Raw genomic sequence first — 14836 nt, 5'->3', positions numbered from 1 at the left:
GGTGCGCCGGTTGCCGGGCGCGCTACGCTTGCCCGGCTTACATCAGACGCGCTAAATGTTATTTACCGCTTTTCACCTTGGTCCACGCACGGGTACGTACGCGGTCAATTTTTGGATCCTGGACTTTCAGGGTGAAGAGCTTGGCGAAGACATCCGCTGGCGGATAGATAGCCGGGTTATTGCGGATCGCTTCACTCACCAGCGGCACAGAAGCCTTGTTACCGTTAGCGTAATAAACGTGGTCGCTGATGTGGGCGATCACGTCAGGACGCATCAGGTAGTTGAGGAACTGATACGCTTCGTCTTTGTTTTTTGCATCAGCCGGCATCGCGAAGACGTCAAAGAAGGCCAGCGCCCCCTCTTTCGGAATGAAGTAAGACACGTTCACACCGTTTTTCGCCTCTTTCGCGCGGTTAGCCGCCTGCCACACGTCCCCTGCCCAGCCAATTGCCACACAGATGTCACCATTTGCCAGGTCGTTGATGTACTGAGAGGAGTGGAAGTAGCGAATATTTGGACGCAGTTTCAGCAGCAGATCGGTTGCCGGGCCGGTGTAGTCATCAGCCTTACTGCTGTTAGGATCTTTGCCCAGATAGTTCAGCACGGTGGCGAAAATCTCTTCCGGTGCATCGAGGAAAGAAACGCCGCAGCTTTTCAGCTTCTCAAGGTTTTCCGGCTTCAGCACCACGTCCCAGCTGTCCAGCTTGACGTCCGGGCCCAGCGCCGCTTTGACTTTATCAACGTTAAAGCCGATACCGGTAGTCGCCCACAGATATGGCATCGCGTATTTGTTGTCCGGGTCGTGTTTGGCCACCAGTTTCAGGACTTCTGGATCGAGATTTTTCCAGTTCGGTAACTTGCTCTTATCCAGTGGCTGGAAGACGCCTGCCGTCAGCTGACGCTCCAGGAAGCTTGCAGAAGGAACCACCAGGTCAAAACCGGTGCTGCCCGCCATCAGTTTTCCTTCCAGCACCTCGTTGGAATCGAAAACGTCGTAGACCACTTTAATGCCGGTCTCTTTTTCAAAATTCGCGACCGTGTCTGGCGCAATATAGTCAGACCAGTTGTAAACGTGCAGCGTTTTTTGTTCCGCAGCGAGCGTGCCGGCAGAGATGGCCATCAGAGCACCCGCAACCAGACCCGATAACCATTTTTTATTCAAGGCGATCATATCTTTATTCCTTCTGAAAGCTCGTTAACAAACGAACTAAAACTGTGCAATCTGAAGATATGCAATAATCATGCATAGTTTGTCGCTCTGCTCAAAATAAAAAGAAATCTCTTTACCCGGCAGATTCCGCTCGCTTTTTTAAGCATCGCAAGAATAACTGTAGCCCGTGTCTCCGGCTATAGCCCAGACGAAAAAACGCCTTTTATCAATTTTTTATGCAGGTTATGTCTACGTGATAAGCCGAAATGGCCTTCGGGGAGGTGAAATATTCTTTAAAAAAAGGTTAATGGCAGCAGAAAAAATGGTGTTATGCAGCCGCTCTGGCAGCGACTGCGCAAAAGTCAGACAGCACTAGTGGAGAAAATTGGGAGATGCATCATCATTCTCTGATTCCTCTTCACTGCTAAAGAGCAGATGATGTGCGCTGGCTTCCAGCATGACCATAGAGATCTGCTCTTCACTCAGGCGCATAAACCAGGAAAATTGCTTGAAGGACACCCCTGCCCCGGAGAATAAAGACTGGCAAACAACCAGTTTTGGCAGATTATCATCCTGAATATCGAGAAATGCTTTCACCGTCAAAGAACTGGCATTGATCGCCGAAAGATCGGAAGCCAGCGCCAGTAGCGCAGAAGGTTTAACTTCAGCAAGGGCCGAGAAAAGAATCACGTCGTTGATCAGATCGATTTTGGCATCGAACACGCCGTCGAAATTTTGCATATGCGGCAGATGCAGTGCCTGGCAGGAATCGCACTCAAAGTACGTGATACCCGCATCATCAAGCCATTGACGTAACGTATCCAGTGTAGGAACGACCTGTAAATCCATAGCTGTGCAGCCTCTTTAAAAATAACTTCGCATAGAGTACGCAAAAAGTGCGTGCGAATCCATTTAACCGCCCGTTTTCAGGCAATACCCAGGGGTCGCGTGGCGTTCGATCCAGGCGATCATTTTCCCGGCGATATCAATGCCAGTGGTTTTCTCAATGCCTTCCAGCCCAGGGGATGCATTCACCTCCATCACCAACGGGCCGCGTGAGGCACGCAGAATATCGACACCGGCTACGTCCAGACCTAACGTCTGCGCCGCTTTAACGGCGATTTCACGTTCACGTTCGCTGATGTTGGCTACCCGCGCTACGCCACCACGGTGCAGGTTTGAACGGAAGTCCCCGTTTTTCGCCTGGCGCTCGATGGCCGCAACCACTTCATCGCCAACCACCAGACAGCGGATGTCGCAACCTTTGGCTTCTTCAATATATTCCTGCACCAGAATATGCGCATTGAGGCCGCGAAACGCATCAATCACGCTTTCCGCCGCCTGCCGCGTTTCGGCCAATACCACGCCAATACCCTGAGTACCTTCCACCAGCTTGATCACCAGCGGCGCGCCGCCCACCATGTCGATCAGGTCGCTGGTATCGTCCGGCGAGTGGGCAATCCCGGTAACGGGCAGATCGATGCCCTGGCGGGCCAGCAGTTGCAGAGAACGCAACTTATCGCGGGCGCGGGAAATCGCGACGGATTCGTTAAGCGGGTAGCTGCCGAGTATTTCGAACTGGCGAAGCGCAGCGGTGCCGTAATAGGTAATCTGAGATCCAATGCGCGGGATCACCGCATCGAAAAGCGGGAGCTGACGGCCTTTATAGTGAATGGACGACGCCGCCGGATCGATGTTCATATAACAGGACAGCGGATCGAGGATTTCAACCTGATGGCCCCGCATTGACGCTGCTTCTCGCAGACGTTTGCATGAATAGAGCGTTCCATCCCGGGACAAAATGGCAATTTTCACCCTGCACCTCTCTAAAGACATGGGAAAAGCCTGCGTATCATATACACAAAATCATTCAAGTTGAATCAAGGCAGCCTGAAGGATGACGTGTATAGCGGCAGAGAGGCACAGGATGAATGTGCTAGCGCGTCGCCCAACCCTGTTTATGCAAATAATCGAGAATAAACGGGCGGTTTTCTTTGATGATCGTGCGGCGAATATGGTCGCTCCAGGTATCACGACGCGTATTGCTGCCGCGCGTCATGTAGTAGTGCGCCAGCTCTTCATCATATTGCGCCAGTAATTCCTGAGCGACAGGCTGGTAGCGGTTTTCATGCATGATCATGGCTGCAGGCAAGCGTGGCTTCACATCCGGGTTATCAGCAGGCCAGCCAAGGCACAGGCCAAACAGCGGTAACACATGTTTTGGCAGATGTAGCAGTTCAGTGACGGCCTCAATGTTATTGCGCAGGCCGCCGATGTACACGCCGCCAAGCCCTAAAGACTCAGCCGCCGTCAGCGCGTTTTGCGCCATCAGCGCAGTATCCACCACGCCCAGCAACAGTTGTTCGGCAAGACCCAGTTCGGCCTCCGGGCAGATTTGCAGGTGGCGGTTGAAATCAGCGCAGAAGATCCAGAACTCCGCCGCCTGGGCGACGTGCTTCTGCCCGCCCGTCAGCGTGACCAGTTGTTCACGCAGTTGTGCATCGGTGATGCGGATAATGGTGGAGCACTGCAAAAAACTGGAGCTTGAGGTGCCTCTTGCACTGTCGAGGATCGCCTCGCGCTGCGCCTGGGTAATGGGTTCATCAGTAAAATGGCGAATTGAGCGGTGGGAACGCAGCAGGTCAATCGTTGGCGTCATGGTGTCTCTCTTTGGTCGGTCTGTACGCGGTATGGCAGCCAGTATAGGCAAAGATGCCGGGCATGTAATTGGCCAAACATAGCCTGAAGATATTAAAGCGACAGGTGAAACCTTCTTTTCATTCCGGCAGGTTATCGTGCAATATAAGCGTCATTCGCCGTCAGGCTTGTTTTTTGAGGAGAGAGAAATGTTTGCAGTAATTTTTGGTCGTCCAGGATGCCCTTACTGTGTGCGCGCTAAAGAACTGGCAGAAAAACTGACCGAAGAGCGTGATGACTTTAACTTCCGTTATGTCGATATCCATGCGGAAGGGATCAGCAAAGCCGATCTGGAAAAAACCGTAGGTAAACCGGTTGAAACCGTACCGCAGATTTTCCTCGATCAGAAACACATTGGCGGCTGCACTGATTTCGAAGCTTACGCCAAAGAAAACCTGGGCCTGTTTGCCGCCCAGTAATGGTAAGACGCCCTCAGCGCGAGGGCGTTTTTATTTGTGGTGACGCCGCTGGCGCATCAGGCTGCGAACAAATAAGAAACACAGCGCGCCCAACGCACACCAGAAAACCCCGCTCAGTAACCAGGCCAGCTCCTGCCAGAAGCTTCTTGTCGTGACAAACAGCAGACGCATCAGTAACAGGCACAACGGTGCGGCCAGCATTGCCCCCAACAACGGCTTGACCACCTCTCCCCGGCGAGAGAGAAAACTGGCCGCCGCCCCCGGAAGGGTGAAGAAGAGCAAACCCAGTTCCGGATGGCCTGAGGCCCTGAATGCCCCTTTCACATTAAAGGCCAAAGACAGGCAAACCACCGTGAAGAGCAAAAAACAGCTGATCACGCCCGCCCAGTTTCGTTTAATGTTCAAACTATCCTCCTGACTTCTTCTCTATCAAATACACTTTCGTCCAGTGGACGCCCAGTCAGATAAAGCAGTGTGGCAATCCTTGCCGAAGCCCGCACAGGGTAATGCGATAATAGGTAGCCGCCTGTCGTTAATACGATTAAACTAACCCGCGGCTATTGTTTTACGGAATTAATTAAGGGTGTATGGGATTTAGGATTTTTCCCTGACGCCCAAAACAGTAGCCCAAATAGCCTCTTCATTCAACAACTTACTGGTAAACAAGAAGTTAGCCTCCGTGAATATAAACGTCGCAGACTTGTTAAACGGGAATTACATCCTGTTATTATTTGTGGTACTGGCACTGGGCCTTTGCCTGGGTAAATTACGCCTGGGTTCAGTTCAACTTGGTAATTCGATTGGCGTTTTAGTCGTTTCTTTATTATTAGGTCAGCAGCATTTCAGCATTAACACGGACGCGCTCAACTTAGGTTTTATGCTGTTTATTTTTTGTGTTGGCGTGGAAGCAGGCCCGAACTTTTTTTCAATTTTCTTCCGTGACGGTAAGAATTACCTGATGCTGGCCCTGGTGATGGTCGGCAGCGCGCTACTGATAGCGTTAGGTCTGGGTAAACTGTTTGGCTGGGATATCGGCTTAACGGCCGGTATGCTGGCAGGCTCCATGACCTCCACGCCGGTGCTGGTGGGTGCGGGCGATACCCTTCGCCACTCCGGTATGGCGGGCGATTCCCTTTCAACCGCACTCGATCACCTGAGCCTGGGCTATGCCCTGACCTATCTGATTGGCCTGGTGAGCCTGATTGTTGGCGCGCGTTACCTGCCAAAACTCCAGCACCAGGATTTGCAGACCAGCGCGCAGCAAATTGCCCGCGAGCGCGGTCTGGACACCGACAGCAAACGTAAAGTCTATCTCCCGGTTATTCGCGCCTATCGCGTGGGGCCAGAGCTGGTTGCCTGGGCCGACGGTAAAAATCTGCGCGAGCTGGGCATTTACCGCCAGACAGGTTGTTACATCGAACGTATCCGCCGTAACGGCATTCTGGCAAACCCCGACGGCGATGCCGTATTACAGATGGGCGATGATATCGCTCTGGTAGGCTACCCTGATGCCCACGCGCGCCTCGACCCCAGCTTCCGTAACGGTAAAGAGGTGTTCGACCGCGATCTGCTCGACATGCGTATCGTCACCGAAGAGATTGTGGTGAAAAACCATAATGCCGTTGGCCGCCGCCTGGCGCAGCTGAAGCTGACCGATCACGGTTGTTTCTTAAACCGCGTGATCCGCAGCCAGATTGAGATGCCAATCGACGATAACGTGGTACTGAACAAAGGTGATGTGCTGCAAGTGAGCGGTGATGCGCGTCGCGTGAAAACCGTTGCTGACCGCATCGGCTTTATCTCCATTCACAGCCAGGTGACCGACCTGCTGGCATTTTGCGCCTTCTTTATTGTTGGCCTGATGATCGGGATGATCACCTTCCAGTTCAGCAACTTTAGTTTTGGCATCGGTAACGCTGCAGGTCTGCTGTTCGCCGGGATTATGCTTGGCTTCCTGCGAGCTAACCACCCGACCTTCGGTTATATCCCACAGGGTGCGCTGAACATGGTGAAAGAGTTTGGTCTGATGGTGTTTATGGCCGGCGTGGGTTTAAGCGCCGGTAGTGGCATTGGCCACAGCCTGGGCTCTGTCGGCTGGCAAATGTTGGTTTCCGGACTTATCGTCAGCCTGGTGCCGGTGGTGATTTGTTTCCTGTTTGGTGCTTACGTGCTGCGCATGAACCGCGCCCTGCTGTTCGGCGCCATGATGGGTGCGCGTACCTGCGCCCCGGCGATGGAAATCATCAGCGACACCGCGCGCAGCAACATCCCGGCGCTGGGTTACGCGGGCACCTACGCTATCGCCAACGTCCTGCTGACACTCGCCGGTACACTCATCATCATCATCTGGCCAGGACTGGGATAAAGAGAAAATTTGCGCATAGTCGAAAATATTTTAGATATGCGCAGAACTTTTCTTTCAGGGGGTAGTCATAATTAGTGCCACTGCTTTTCTTTGATGTCCCCAATTTGTGGAGCCCATCAACCCCGCCGTTTTGGTTCAAGGTTGATGGGTTTTTTGTTGCCTGAAATTTACCACCCATAAAATCAATCACTTACAACACTAATTATCCATACATGGCGACAAAGTGGCGACAGCGCTTTTGCTATGGCGACAACTTGCAATAAAAAACCCGCCAGCGGCGGGTCAGTATCAGTAAGCTAATTGTTCCTGCATTCCCTTCGGATGAGGCGGTGCGGCGCTGATTTTTTGCGGGCGGCAGACAGATCGAACAAAAGTCTCATGTGTCACGAACGTATGCCCACACTCAATGTTGGTGCACTGGTTGTATCGTTCTTTGGTTTCACTGGAAACCTGAAAGCTACTGCGTGTATGCGCGGCCTGACCACACATCGGACAATTCATCATTTCGTTTAGCCCTCACTCTTAACCAGTTCGCAATAATGATACATCATTGTTCTCAATTTGGAACTAATCATTCAATTTCGAACTCATCTATTTTCACTTCGAGATCCAGACTGGTCGTAAATCCGTTATCCGGGCTGACGGTATGCGTTAGCGTGGTGATGGTCCATTCCGCATCATCAATAGGCTGCTTGAAGCCGCTAACCTTCACCGGCATTTCAGTGTAGAGATCTGCCCGGCCTTCTGCGAGCTGCAGGGAGAATGTTGCAACCCCGCGCTGCAGGCGTTCCCACTGCATCTTTGCCGCTCGCTCTGCATTGCTGCGGTTTGCATAAGTTCTGTTGAGTACCAGCACGTTTTCATCCGTTCCAACCAGGTAATCTCCCTGTTTTGCTTCCGGCTCCTTTGCCGCGGTTGTTTTCTTTCGACGGCGCTTAACCTTTGCTGTCTCTTTTTTCTTTGGCTCACGGGTATGCAGCCAGCTGGCAATTACCCCCGTATAGGCATCGCGATCAGCCAGGGTAAAACGATGACCGTCACCGGCCTGGCGGGTGATGGTGATGACCGGCAGCAGCTTGCCGCTGGCCGTTCTACCCTGTCCCTGGCGGATAAACAGCAGGTTCCCGTCCTTCACGGAGGCAATCGCCCCAAACTGGCGCGCCAGCTTTACCAGGAAACTCGCATCACTTTCGTTGGTCTGGTCCAGATGATCCAGCGTCTTTTCCGTCAAGTCTTTGCCCAGCGCCAGTTTCAGATTATGGCGGGCGGCAATATCCTGCACCACCTGGCCCACAGTTGTCTGGTGCCAGGACTTTTCACGCCGCGTGTTCAGGGTTTCACGGAAATCTGCACTACGCGCGCGAATTGTGAGACGGTCTGGCGCGCCGCTGTGCTCAATCTCATCGACAGTAAAAGCCCCTTTCGGAAAAAGCGGCTGACCTTTCCACCCCAGCGCAAACTGAATAATTGCCCCCCGACGCGGCAGAACGATTTGCCCGTCCGAGTCGTCCAGCTCCAGATCAAGCTGGTCCGCTTCAAAGCCCCGGTTATCCGTCAGCGTCAGACTCATCAGGCGCGCATCCAGCACGGTAGTCACATCTTTACCTTCAATGATGATGCTGAAACCGGGGGTTTTGCTGTTCAGGTTCAGGAGATCAGAGCTGAAATTCACTGCAGTAACCCTCCAACCGTATTTTTCATATTGCCTATCGCAGAAGTGGCGGAGTCCTGCAAATTACTGAGCTGATCGCTGAGGCTGCCGAACATATCAGACAGCGATTCATCCACCCGTTTTAGGCTCAGCGAAAATTCAATGCGTCGGGGCATACCGCTTTCAAAAAATTCTGTTTTTGTCTGGCTCAGACTCTCGATCACAAACATGCCGTAAATCGTCCCGCTCCCCTCAATCAAAGGCCAGGCTTTACCCAGCTCCGCCATCTGCTCCAGCGCCAGCAAAGACAGCCTGCCGCCGGTAATCTCCGGCAGCAGGACGCCGGACAGCGTAAGCGAATCGTTATCCGGCCCAAGAAACTGCGTTGCCGGGCGCCGGTTAACCCGGCTGTTGGCTGCGTGCCGCCAGCTGCGCTGATACTGCAGCTCCTGATAGGGCACGGTGCGCAGCATGAATACGTACAACCCCAGCACCATCATCATTATTCGTATCCCCCCTGGTCACTGAAATTACTGCGTGTTTTTGCCCTGGCCCTGCGCTCACGCTCATCAAGCTGCCGGGCCACCTCGCGGGCGATATCCTGTGCGCTTTGCCCTGGCTGGGCGACGATATGAATTGGCGCGCTTATCTCGTACTGAATTACCTGCGGCTGTCTCTCTGCCTTCGCCGACTGCGCCGGTTGCGTCCTGACAGGTACACTGTACGGATGAAGTGGTGCGGCTTCTGCCGGGGTTGCCGCAAGGCCCATTACGCCAGCGACGACGGAAGCGAACACCTTCTGGCGCATAGCCATCGGGTCAGCCCTGTTATCCGTGGTTTGCGTAATGGCCGGTGCTGGCATGACGGCTGCAGCGATATCTGCCAGCTCCGCAGCACGCTCCCGACCTGGAAGATTTACCGGGGCGTTAACAATCTCAGGTGGCAGAATAATCCCGCGCTCAGGACGTTGTTTAGCGCTGGCCGGTTCCGTCCGGGAAGGATTGAGCGTTGCCGCCACCCTTGCCAGATCAGCAGTCCGTTTCCTGCCGGTGACATTGGCAGGCCCGTTAACAATCTCAGGGCCATTCTCGCCCACGATGCCGAACTGGCCGCGCGGAATGGTACCGCCGCTGTCGTACATGCCAGCAAAACCCATCGTCGGGAATCCGCCAGGGGGCAGCACCACTTTACCGTCTGTGTTTACAGTGGCTGGCTGCTGCCGCGTGACCTTCTCAGGAAGCTTCGCTTTTGCCGCCTCCTTGCTGACAATGCCGAGTTTTTCAAGCAGCCAGGACACGCCCGATTTAAGCGAATCAAGCGGGTGCATGACCATGTTCAGCCCTTCTGCCAGCGCTTCGCCAAACTGCCGCCCCATCGATGCCGCGCTTTGCAGCTCTGCAGATGTGGACTTAACCGGCGTCAGCAGATCAGTAAACCAGCCCCACAACGCCTGGACCTTGTCACCTATCCACTGGAAAACAGGCTGCAGTGGCTCAAAAGCCGCACTGACAGGCGCAGTTGCAGCTTTGAACCCTTCAACCACTCCGCCTAAAAATGCGCTTATCGGCTGCCAGTATTTCCAGACAACCAGCGCCACGCCAGCCAGAGCCGCCACAACCAGCCCTATCGGACTAAGCAGGGCGCCCAGCAATCCAGAAATCCCGTACAGCGCGACGCGAAGGAGGGCCAGCGGGCCGGACGCCAGAAAACGAAGCACGCCACCGGCTGCGGATAACCCCCCGCGCAACGCGGCCAGCGGATTCATTACCATGCCGATAATGTTGCGAATACCAGACATTCCGCTGCGAAGGACAGCAACCGGAGCACCGGCCAGCGCTTTCAGCGCATTGCCAGCCAGCCCGGCAGAACGGCGAAGGGAGTTAAGGGGAGATGCCAGCAATCCGGCGCTACTGCCGGATGCCGCCATGCCACGGCGCAACAGGGAAAGCGGCGCATTTACCAGCCAGGACAGCGCGCCGCCGGTGCGGGTCACTGCAGACATAACGGAGGGGAGTGTTTTTACACCCAGTACGGACAGGCCTAAACGGATCACCGCCAGTGGCCCCAGCACGGCAGCCACGGCCACAGCCAGCGTGCCGAGCACAACGGTGATCGCGGCAGTGGCCGCCGCCACTTTCATCAGCGTGCCCGCCAGCTGCGGGTTAGCCTCAACCCATCGACGCAGTGCCCCGGTCACGTTTTTGACGTACCCCATGATATCCATCAGCGGCTGGCGCAGTGTTTCCCCCAGGCTACTGAAAGCGTTCTGCGCGCCCGTTTTAACAAGCAACCACTGCGCGGAAAGTGAATCCTTATTGATATCGGATTCTTTCTGCATGGAGCCGTTAGCCTCAGTGCCTGAGGTGAGTTTCAGCTGTCGCTGCAGCTCCGGCAGGTTGTTTGCAAGCTTCGCTGCATCATCGCCAAACTCTTTGCCAAATATCATCGTCATGGCGGACAGGCGTTTATCCTGCGGCAGCTTGTTGACCTTCTCCAGCACGCGCTGAATGGTTCCCATTGCGTCCTTTGTCATCTGCTTTTCAATCTCTTCTGGATTGAGTTTAAGCAGATCCATACCTTCCATGAACCGCTTGCTCTGCATGGTCGCAATCGACAGTTCGCGCACCATCGCATTTGATGCGCTGGCGGCGATTTCAGGCGCGGCGCCCAGAGACAGGAAGGTGGAACCCAGCGCGGCAGCCTTTCGGAAATCAAGCCGGTCTGCCACGCCCCCCATGCGCTGCAGCACATTGATGATATCGCCGCCCTTAGACATGGCGTTATCGTCCAGGTAATTCAGGGCATCGCCAAGCTGTTCAATATTGCGGGTCGGCACTTTATACAGCTGCGCGATTTTCCCCAGCCCCTCCGCCAGCTCATCAGCGGGCAGCTCGAATGCCGTTGCGGCCTTTGCTGCAGTGGATGCAAAGGCCAGCAGGTCACGCTTCTGGTCTTCGTAAGAATCGTTCTGGTTTGTCACGCCCATGCGGGCGCCACCTTCAACCAGCGCGGCATAGTCGATGGCGCCATTCTCCATCGGCAGCTGTTCACTGGCGGCCTTGATGGCATCCTGCATGTCGTAAAACTGTTTTGTGCGGTTGCCGTTGTCGTCCCGCAGCCCGTTAACCTGCTTTGCCACGCCTTTCATCGCATCTTCCATGCTGGCATAGCTTTTAACGGCAGCCATCACCGGCGCGCCCATCGCCAGCCCGGCGGCAGTAGTCGTTGCTCCGGCGCCCGCGATACGATCCCGCACCTCAAGGCGCCGCGAATACTGATCGCGGATGGCGTTCATTCGGGCCTGCTGCTCGCCCAGGCGCTTAAGGGATTTCTGCTGTCGGTCCAGCGCCTGCCGGGTTTCGTCGGTATTCTGCCGCAGCTCCCGCTGCGCACTGCTCAGCTTTTTGGTGTCCAGTCCGGCCTCATTGAGCGCAAGACGCTGACGCTGTACCGACTGACGCAGGCCGTTGTATTTGCTCTGCAGCTCGTTAACGCGGTTTTTTGCCTGCTCAAGCAGACGAGCCTGTGCCGCCGTCGGGCGGTTAGTGGCCGAGAACTGCGTGGCAAGCTTCGCCGCTTCTTCGCGTGCGGCTTTAAGACTGTTGCCGGTGACGGCCAGCTGCGCGCTTGCCTTGCGGAAGCCATCAATACGACCCGCCTGGGCGTCCAGTTCTTTTAATCTTGCGCGGCTTTGCTGAATGGCGGTAGCCAGCTCTTTTGAACTGGCCTGCGCTGTTCGGAATGGGCGGGTGAGCTTATCAACCGCATTTAGAATTACCTGCAGGCGCAGGTTGTTATCACTCATCGCTGGCCCCGCTTCTCTGTATCGCTTTGTGCCGCCACTCCAGCACTTCAGTCAGAGGCATAATGTCAGTGACGGACGGCGGCCAGTGAAAAATGGTGGCGATATCAGCCACCAGATCTTCTACCGTCAGGCTGTCGGCAAACCGGCAAGCACCGACTTCTTCAACAAAAAAGTCACCACCTCTACAGACAATGCGGTGAGATCGGCAGGGTCCAGTTCTGCCATCTCCTGAGCGGTCAACGCGGGCGTGGAGATGCGGGGAATAATCGTCATCATCGCGCCGACGTCCATATCCATGATCGCCTGCAGGCGGGTGCCACGCAGCGCGCCGGACTGCGGCTTGCGCAGCACAATTTCGGCAATTTCGGTTTTACCACGCTTGATTGGGGTGTCCAGCTGTACGGTTTTTTCAGTCAGTTGTTCGCTCATTGTCATTTCCTGTTAATAATGGACTGGCGCGGCTGCCCGCGCCTTTAAAGTAGGTCAGAGGCCCAGGGCGTTGCGGTGCTCTTCCATCAGGTCCACGCCATCAACGATTTCAATCATGTTGATTACATCAACCTCATAGAGCACTTCGCCGTTGATGGTCAGCTTCGCGTAGCTGTTGGTGCTGCTGACTTTTGTGGTGTTGCTCTCTCCGGTTTTCCATTCGCCGGAATCGACTTCTTTATGTCGCCCGCGCACAACCAGCTCCACGGCCTGCACTTCGCCGGTATCGTCACGCTGAATGGAGCCGGTGAAACGCAGCTGGATACCATCGACGGTGGCTTTTCCCATCTGCTTGAATAACAGCAGTTCGGTGCCACCGATTGAAAATTCCGTGTCCAGCGCGCCATCATCCAGCCCCAGATCAACATCCGCCGAACCGGGCATACCGCCGCCGCGATACTTTTCAAACTTTCGACCAAATTTAGGCAGGGTCAGAGATTCAATGATCCCCTGCCAGTTGTTCCCGTCATTGAACAGGTTCAGGTGTTTTAACTTGCGTGGTAAAGCCATGCTGCCCCCTTATGCGCTGACCTGGCTGGCGAAATTAATCAGATACTGATCGGTGATACGCTGGCGAAGCAGCAGATTTTCCAGCGGTGGTACTGGCGTGTAGTCGTAATCGATCAGCAGCTTCCCGGCCTTGAGCGTGTCCTTATCATTCACGGACTCATCCAGCCAGCAGTCACCGCCAATGAGGTAACCCTGGCTCACCAGGCTGCGAATTTTGGCGCGAATGCCTTCAATAATGTCGCGGGCCAGTGAAGGGTTGAGCGGCTTATCCACCGCCCACATATGCGCTTCAGCGATGGTGTCAGCCAGCACCTGCGCCGTGCGAGTGTAGTTCTCAAAGGCAAATAGCGGATCGTCACTGAGGCAGCGCGAACCCCAGAAGCGGAAGCCGTCTTTTCGGATCAGCGTGGTGACATCGTTCTGGTTCAGCAGCCCCGCATCGGTTGCCGGGTCCTGCAAATCCCAGAACACATCAGCAGAAATGCCGGTGACGCCGTTCACACCCACGTTGGACAGGGTTTTGTGCCAGCCGGTCTGCTCGTCAATTTTGGCACGCAGGCCAAGCGCACGGGCGGATGCATAGGCAGTCGCGTCTGCGTTAAGCACCGTGTCAAACTTGATGAAGTCAGGCCAGATCAGCATCCCCTCGCGCTGGCTGAAGTTATCGCGGTAGGCAATGGCCTCCTCTACCGTTTTGCAGCCGTAGGCTGACAGATAGGCGAATCCTCGCAGACTCTGCGCCACGCTCAGCAGCTCAGTGGCAACCGCCTGCGTGTCGTGCCCCGGCACGCCAAGAATACGCGGCTTAACGCCGAGCTGGGACTGCGCAGATAACAGTGCTTTCATGCCTGTTTTTTTGCCGTCGGCTGTCACGCCGCCGATAATATTCGCGGTGGTTTCCGCTTCGGTTTCACCCTGGGCAACACGCACAACGACGGTCACGGGTTTAGCCTGGTCGGCAATGGCATCCAGCGAGCGGGCCAGCGTGCCGGACTCGCCTGCTTTACCGCTGGCGGTCAGCACGTCGGTGAGCAGGACCGGTTTATTGAGGGGAAACATGGATGCATCGGCATCATCGCCGGTGCAGACCATGCCGACGATAGCGGTACTAACCGTGGTAATGGACCGGGTGCCATCGTTGATTTCTTCAACGCGCACTCCGTGGTGGTAATCCTGAGCCATAAGGCAGTCTCTCCGGTTTACAGGGGGTATGCCTATGTTCAGGGTGATATGCGCCTGGCGCACGTGCTGCAAGATGTGAGGAAAATGACACAATGGAAAGGTATAAAAATCCCCGCAATTGCGGGGGATTGGTTATTCAGCGGGTTTTTCCGGCCAGTGAATATTCGGCGCTGCTGAGATATCTAAAGCATCCAGTGCATCAAGGTAATCAAGCCAGGTATTAAAGGCCGCCTTTTCATCATCAGATAAACGCTGCAATGAAAGCTTTGAAGGCCACTGCCTGCTATTGATGTAAAAATTCGCCTGCTCTATGCGCTCTTGTTTTTCCTTACTGGCAGCAGCTATAAGCTCTTCTGCCGAAGGCTCAGGATTATCAATCCAGACAGGCATCCCCTGTACGTCCGCACCCAGTTGTTTTCCCGGGGGCTGCGTGAAGATAAATTGTCGCCAGGTGTCATTGTCAATGCTCACTGCATCGTCAGGCCAGGTTCCGGCAGAATCATAAACATCTTTCAAATCCTGCGCGAAAAATCCAGGTGCAGAGGCGCTAAAAAAGTATGCATTCATC

16 protein-coding genes are annotated in these 14836 nt (G+C 54.8%); 2 read left to right on the top strand and 14 right to left on the bottom strand.

From position 1 onward, the window contains the following. Window positions 1–58: 58 nt before the first annotated feature. The 4 genes from potF to nfsA all read right to left on the bottom strand — a co-directional run bounded on the left by potF (window position 59) and on the right by nfsA (window position 3809). Window positions 59–1171: a spermidine/putrescine ABC transporter substrate-binding protein PotF gene (gene potF / locus ACT9TW_RS12540; RefSeq protein WP_446492548.1), complete on the bottom strand. Its 1113-nt coding sequence runs from the start codon at window positions 1169–1171 to the stop codon at window positions 59–61. Between the two features lie 351 nt (window positions 1172–1522). Continuing rightward, the gene (locus tag ACT9TW_RS12535; protein WP_182060164.1) at window positions 1523–1999 is read right to left on the bottom strand and encodes a YbjN domain-containing protein; all 477 of its coding nucleotides are present in this window, start codon (window positions 1997–1999) and stop codon (window positions 1523–1525) included. A gap of 63 nt (window positions 2000–2062) precedes the next feature. Beyond that, window positions 2063–2965, bottom strand: a complete 903-nt coding sequence (rimK, locus tag ACT9TW_RS12530; RefSeq protein ID WP_446492547.1) for a 30S ribosomal protein S6--L-glutamate ligase — start codon at window positions 2963–2965, stop codon at window positions 2063–2065. 121 nt (window positions 2966–3086) lie between these two features. Next, a complete protein-coding gene (gene nfsA, locus ACT9TW_RS12525; protein ID WP_446492546.1) occupies window positions 3087–3809 on the bottom strand; it encodes an oxygen-insensitive NADPH nitroreductase in 723 nt (240 codons plus the stop codon). 187 nt (window positions 3810–3996) lie between these two features. On the opposite strand from nfsA, the gene ACT9TW_RS12520 reads away from it, so the two are divergent. After that, window positions 3997–4266 (top strand): GrxA family glutaredoxin, encoded by a 270-nt coding sequence (locus ACT9TW_RS12520; RefSeq protein WP_014069504.1) that lies wholly within the window; start codon window positions 3997–3999, stop codon window positions 4264–4266. Window positions 4267–4296: 30 nt separating this feature from the next. On the opposite strand, the gene ACT9TW_RS12515 is transcribed toward ACT9TW_RS12520, so the two are convergent. Then, a complete protein-coding gene (locus ACT9TW_RS12515) occupies window positions 4297–4671 on the bottom strand; it encodes an inner membrane protein YbjM (RefSeq protein ID WP_182060161.1) in 375 nt (124 codons plus the stop codon). Window positions 4672–4945: 274 nt separating this feature from the next. Between ACT9TW_RS12515 and ACT9TW_RS12510 the strand changes: the two genes are divergently transcribed. After that, window positions 4946–6631: an aspartate:alanine antiporter gene (locus ACT9TW_RS12510; protein WP_182060160.1), complete on the top strand. Its 1686-nt coding sequence runs from the start codon at window positions 4946–4948 to the stop codon at window positions 6629–6631. A gap of 288 nt (window positions 6632–6919) precedes the next feature. On the opposite strand, the gene ACT9TW_RS12505 is transcribed toward ACT9TW_RS12510, so the two are convergent. The 9 genes from ACT9TW_RS12505 to ACT9TW_RS12465 form a co-directional block, all read right to left on the bottom strand. Then, entirely contained in the window at window positions 6920–7135 is a 216-nt protein-coding gene (locus ACT9TW_RS12505; RefSeq protein ID WP_012016760.1) for an ogr/Delta-like zinc finger family protein, read from the bottom strand. Between the two features lie 67 nt (window positions 7136–7202). After that, window positions 7203–8303 (bottom strand): phage late control D family protein, encoded by a 1101-nt coding sequence (locus ACT9TW_RS12500; protein ID WP_446492545.1) that lies wholly within the window; start codon window positions 8301–8303, stop codon window positions 7203–7205. Beyond that, window positions 8300–8785, bottom strand: coding sequence for a phage tail protein (locus ACT9TW_RS12495; RefSeq protein WP_154052041.1), 486 nt, complete (start codon window positions 8783–8785; stop codon window positions 8300–8302). The genes ACT9TW_RS12500 and ACT9TW_RS12495 overlap by 4 nt, the downstream gene beginning before the upstream one ends. Then, window positions 8785–12087, bottom strand: a complete 3303-nt coding sequence (locus ACT9TW_RS12490; RefSeq protein WP_446492544.1) for a phage tail tape measure protein — start codon at window positions 12085–12087, stop codon at window positions 8785–8787. The genes ACT9TW_RS12495 and ACT9TW_RS12490 overlap by 1 nt, the downstream gene beginning before the upstream one ends. Continuing rightward, entirely contained in the window at window positions 12080–12199 is a 120-nt protein-coding gene (locus ACT9TW_RS12485; protein ID WP_446492543.1) for a GpE family phage tail protein, read from the bottom strand. The genes ACT9TW_RS12490 and ACT9TW_RS12485 overlap by 8 nt, the downstream gene beginning before the upstream one ends. Window positions 12200–12213: 14 nt before the next feature. Beyond that, complete coding sequence (locus ACT9TW_RS12480) at window positions 12214–12516, bottom strand: phage tail assembly protein (protein ID WP_063135363.1); 303 nt, start codon at window positions 12514–12516, stop codon at window positions 12214–12216. A 54-nt stretch (window positions 12517–12570) separates the two neighbouring features. Next, the gene (locus ACT9TW_RS12475) at window positions 12571–13086 is read right to left on the bottom strand and encodes a phage major tail tube protein (RefSeq protein WP_446492542.1); all 516 of its coding nucleotides are present in this window, start codon (window positions 13084–13086) and stop codon (window positions 12571–12573) included. A 9-nt stretch (window positions 13087–13095) separates the two neighbouring features. Beyond that, the gene (locus tag ACT9TW_RS12470) at window positions 13096–14268 is read right to left on the bottom strand and encodes a phage tail sheath protein (RefSeq protein ID WP_446492541.1); all 1173 of its coding nucleotides are present in this window, start codon (window positions 14266–14268) and stop codon (window positions 13096–13098) included. Window positions 14269–14400: 132 nt separating this feature from the next. After that, window positions 14401–14835, bottom strand: a complete 435-nt coding sequence (locus tag ACT9TW_RS12465; RefSeq protein ID WP_446492540.1) for a tail fiber assembly protein — start codon at window positions 14833–14835, stop codon at window positions 14401–14403. Window position 14836 lies beyond the last annotated feature (1 nt).

Source organism: Enterobacter sp. C4G1 (assembly GCF_052886895.1).
Note: the sequence above shows the minus strand (reverse complement) of the source record. Positions and strands in the feature narration are given on the sequence as shown.

What these genes read in the sequence shown, in the direction of transcription:
- potF (WP_446492548.1), bottom strand. Translation starts at nt 1,171, where the DNA reads ATGATCGCCTTGAATAAAAAATGGTTATCGGGTCTGGTTGCGGGTGCT.
- ACT9TW_RS12475 (WP_446492542.1), bottom strand. Translation starts at nt 13,086, where the DNA reads ATGGCTTTACCACGCAAGTTAAAACACCTGAACCTGTTCAATGACGGG.
- ACT9TW_RS12505 (WP_012016760.1), bottom strand. Translation starts at nt 7,135, where the DNA reads ATGATGAATTGTCCGATGTGTGGTCAGGCCGCGCATACACGCAGTAGC.
- ACT9TW_RS12490 (WP_446492544.1), bottom strand. Translation starts at nt 12,087, where the DNA reads ATGAGTGATAACAACCTGCGCCTGCAGGTAATTCTAAATGCGGTTGAT.
- ACT9TW_RS12465 (WP_446492540.1), bottom strand. Translation starts at nt 14,835, where the DNA reads ATGAATGCATACTTTTTTAGCGCCTCTGCACCTGGATTTTTCGCGCAG.
- ACT9TW_RS12480 (WP_063135363.1), bottom strand. Translation starts at nt 12,516, where the DNA reads ATGAGCGAACAACTGACTGAAAAAACCGTACAGCTGGACACCCCAATC.
- ACT9TW_RS12520 (WP_014069504.1), top strand. Translation starts at nt 3,997, where the DNA reads ATGTTTGCAGTAATTTTTGGTCGTCCAGGATGCCCTTACTGTGTGCGC.
- ACT9TW_RS12495 (WP_154052041.1), bottom strand. Translation starts at nt 8,785, where the DNA reads ATGATGATGGTGCTGGGGTTGTACGTATTCATGCTGCGCACCGTGCCC.
- nfsA (WP_446492546.1), bottom strand. Translation starts at nt 3,809, where the DNA reads ATGACGCCAACGATTGACCTGCTGCGTTCCCACCGCTCAATTCGCCAT.
- ACT9TW_RS12535 (WP_182060164.1), bottom strand. Translation starts at nt 1,999, where the DNA reads ATGGATTTACAGGTCGTTCCTACACTGGATACGTTACGTCAATGGCTT.
- ACT9TW_RS12470 (WP_446492541.1), bottom strand. Translation starts at nt 14,268, where the DNA reads ATGGCTCAGGATTACCACCACGGAGTGCGCGTTGAAGAAATCAACGAT.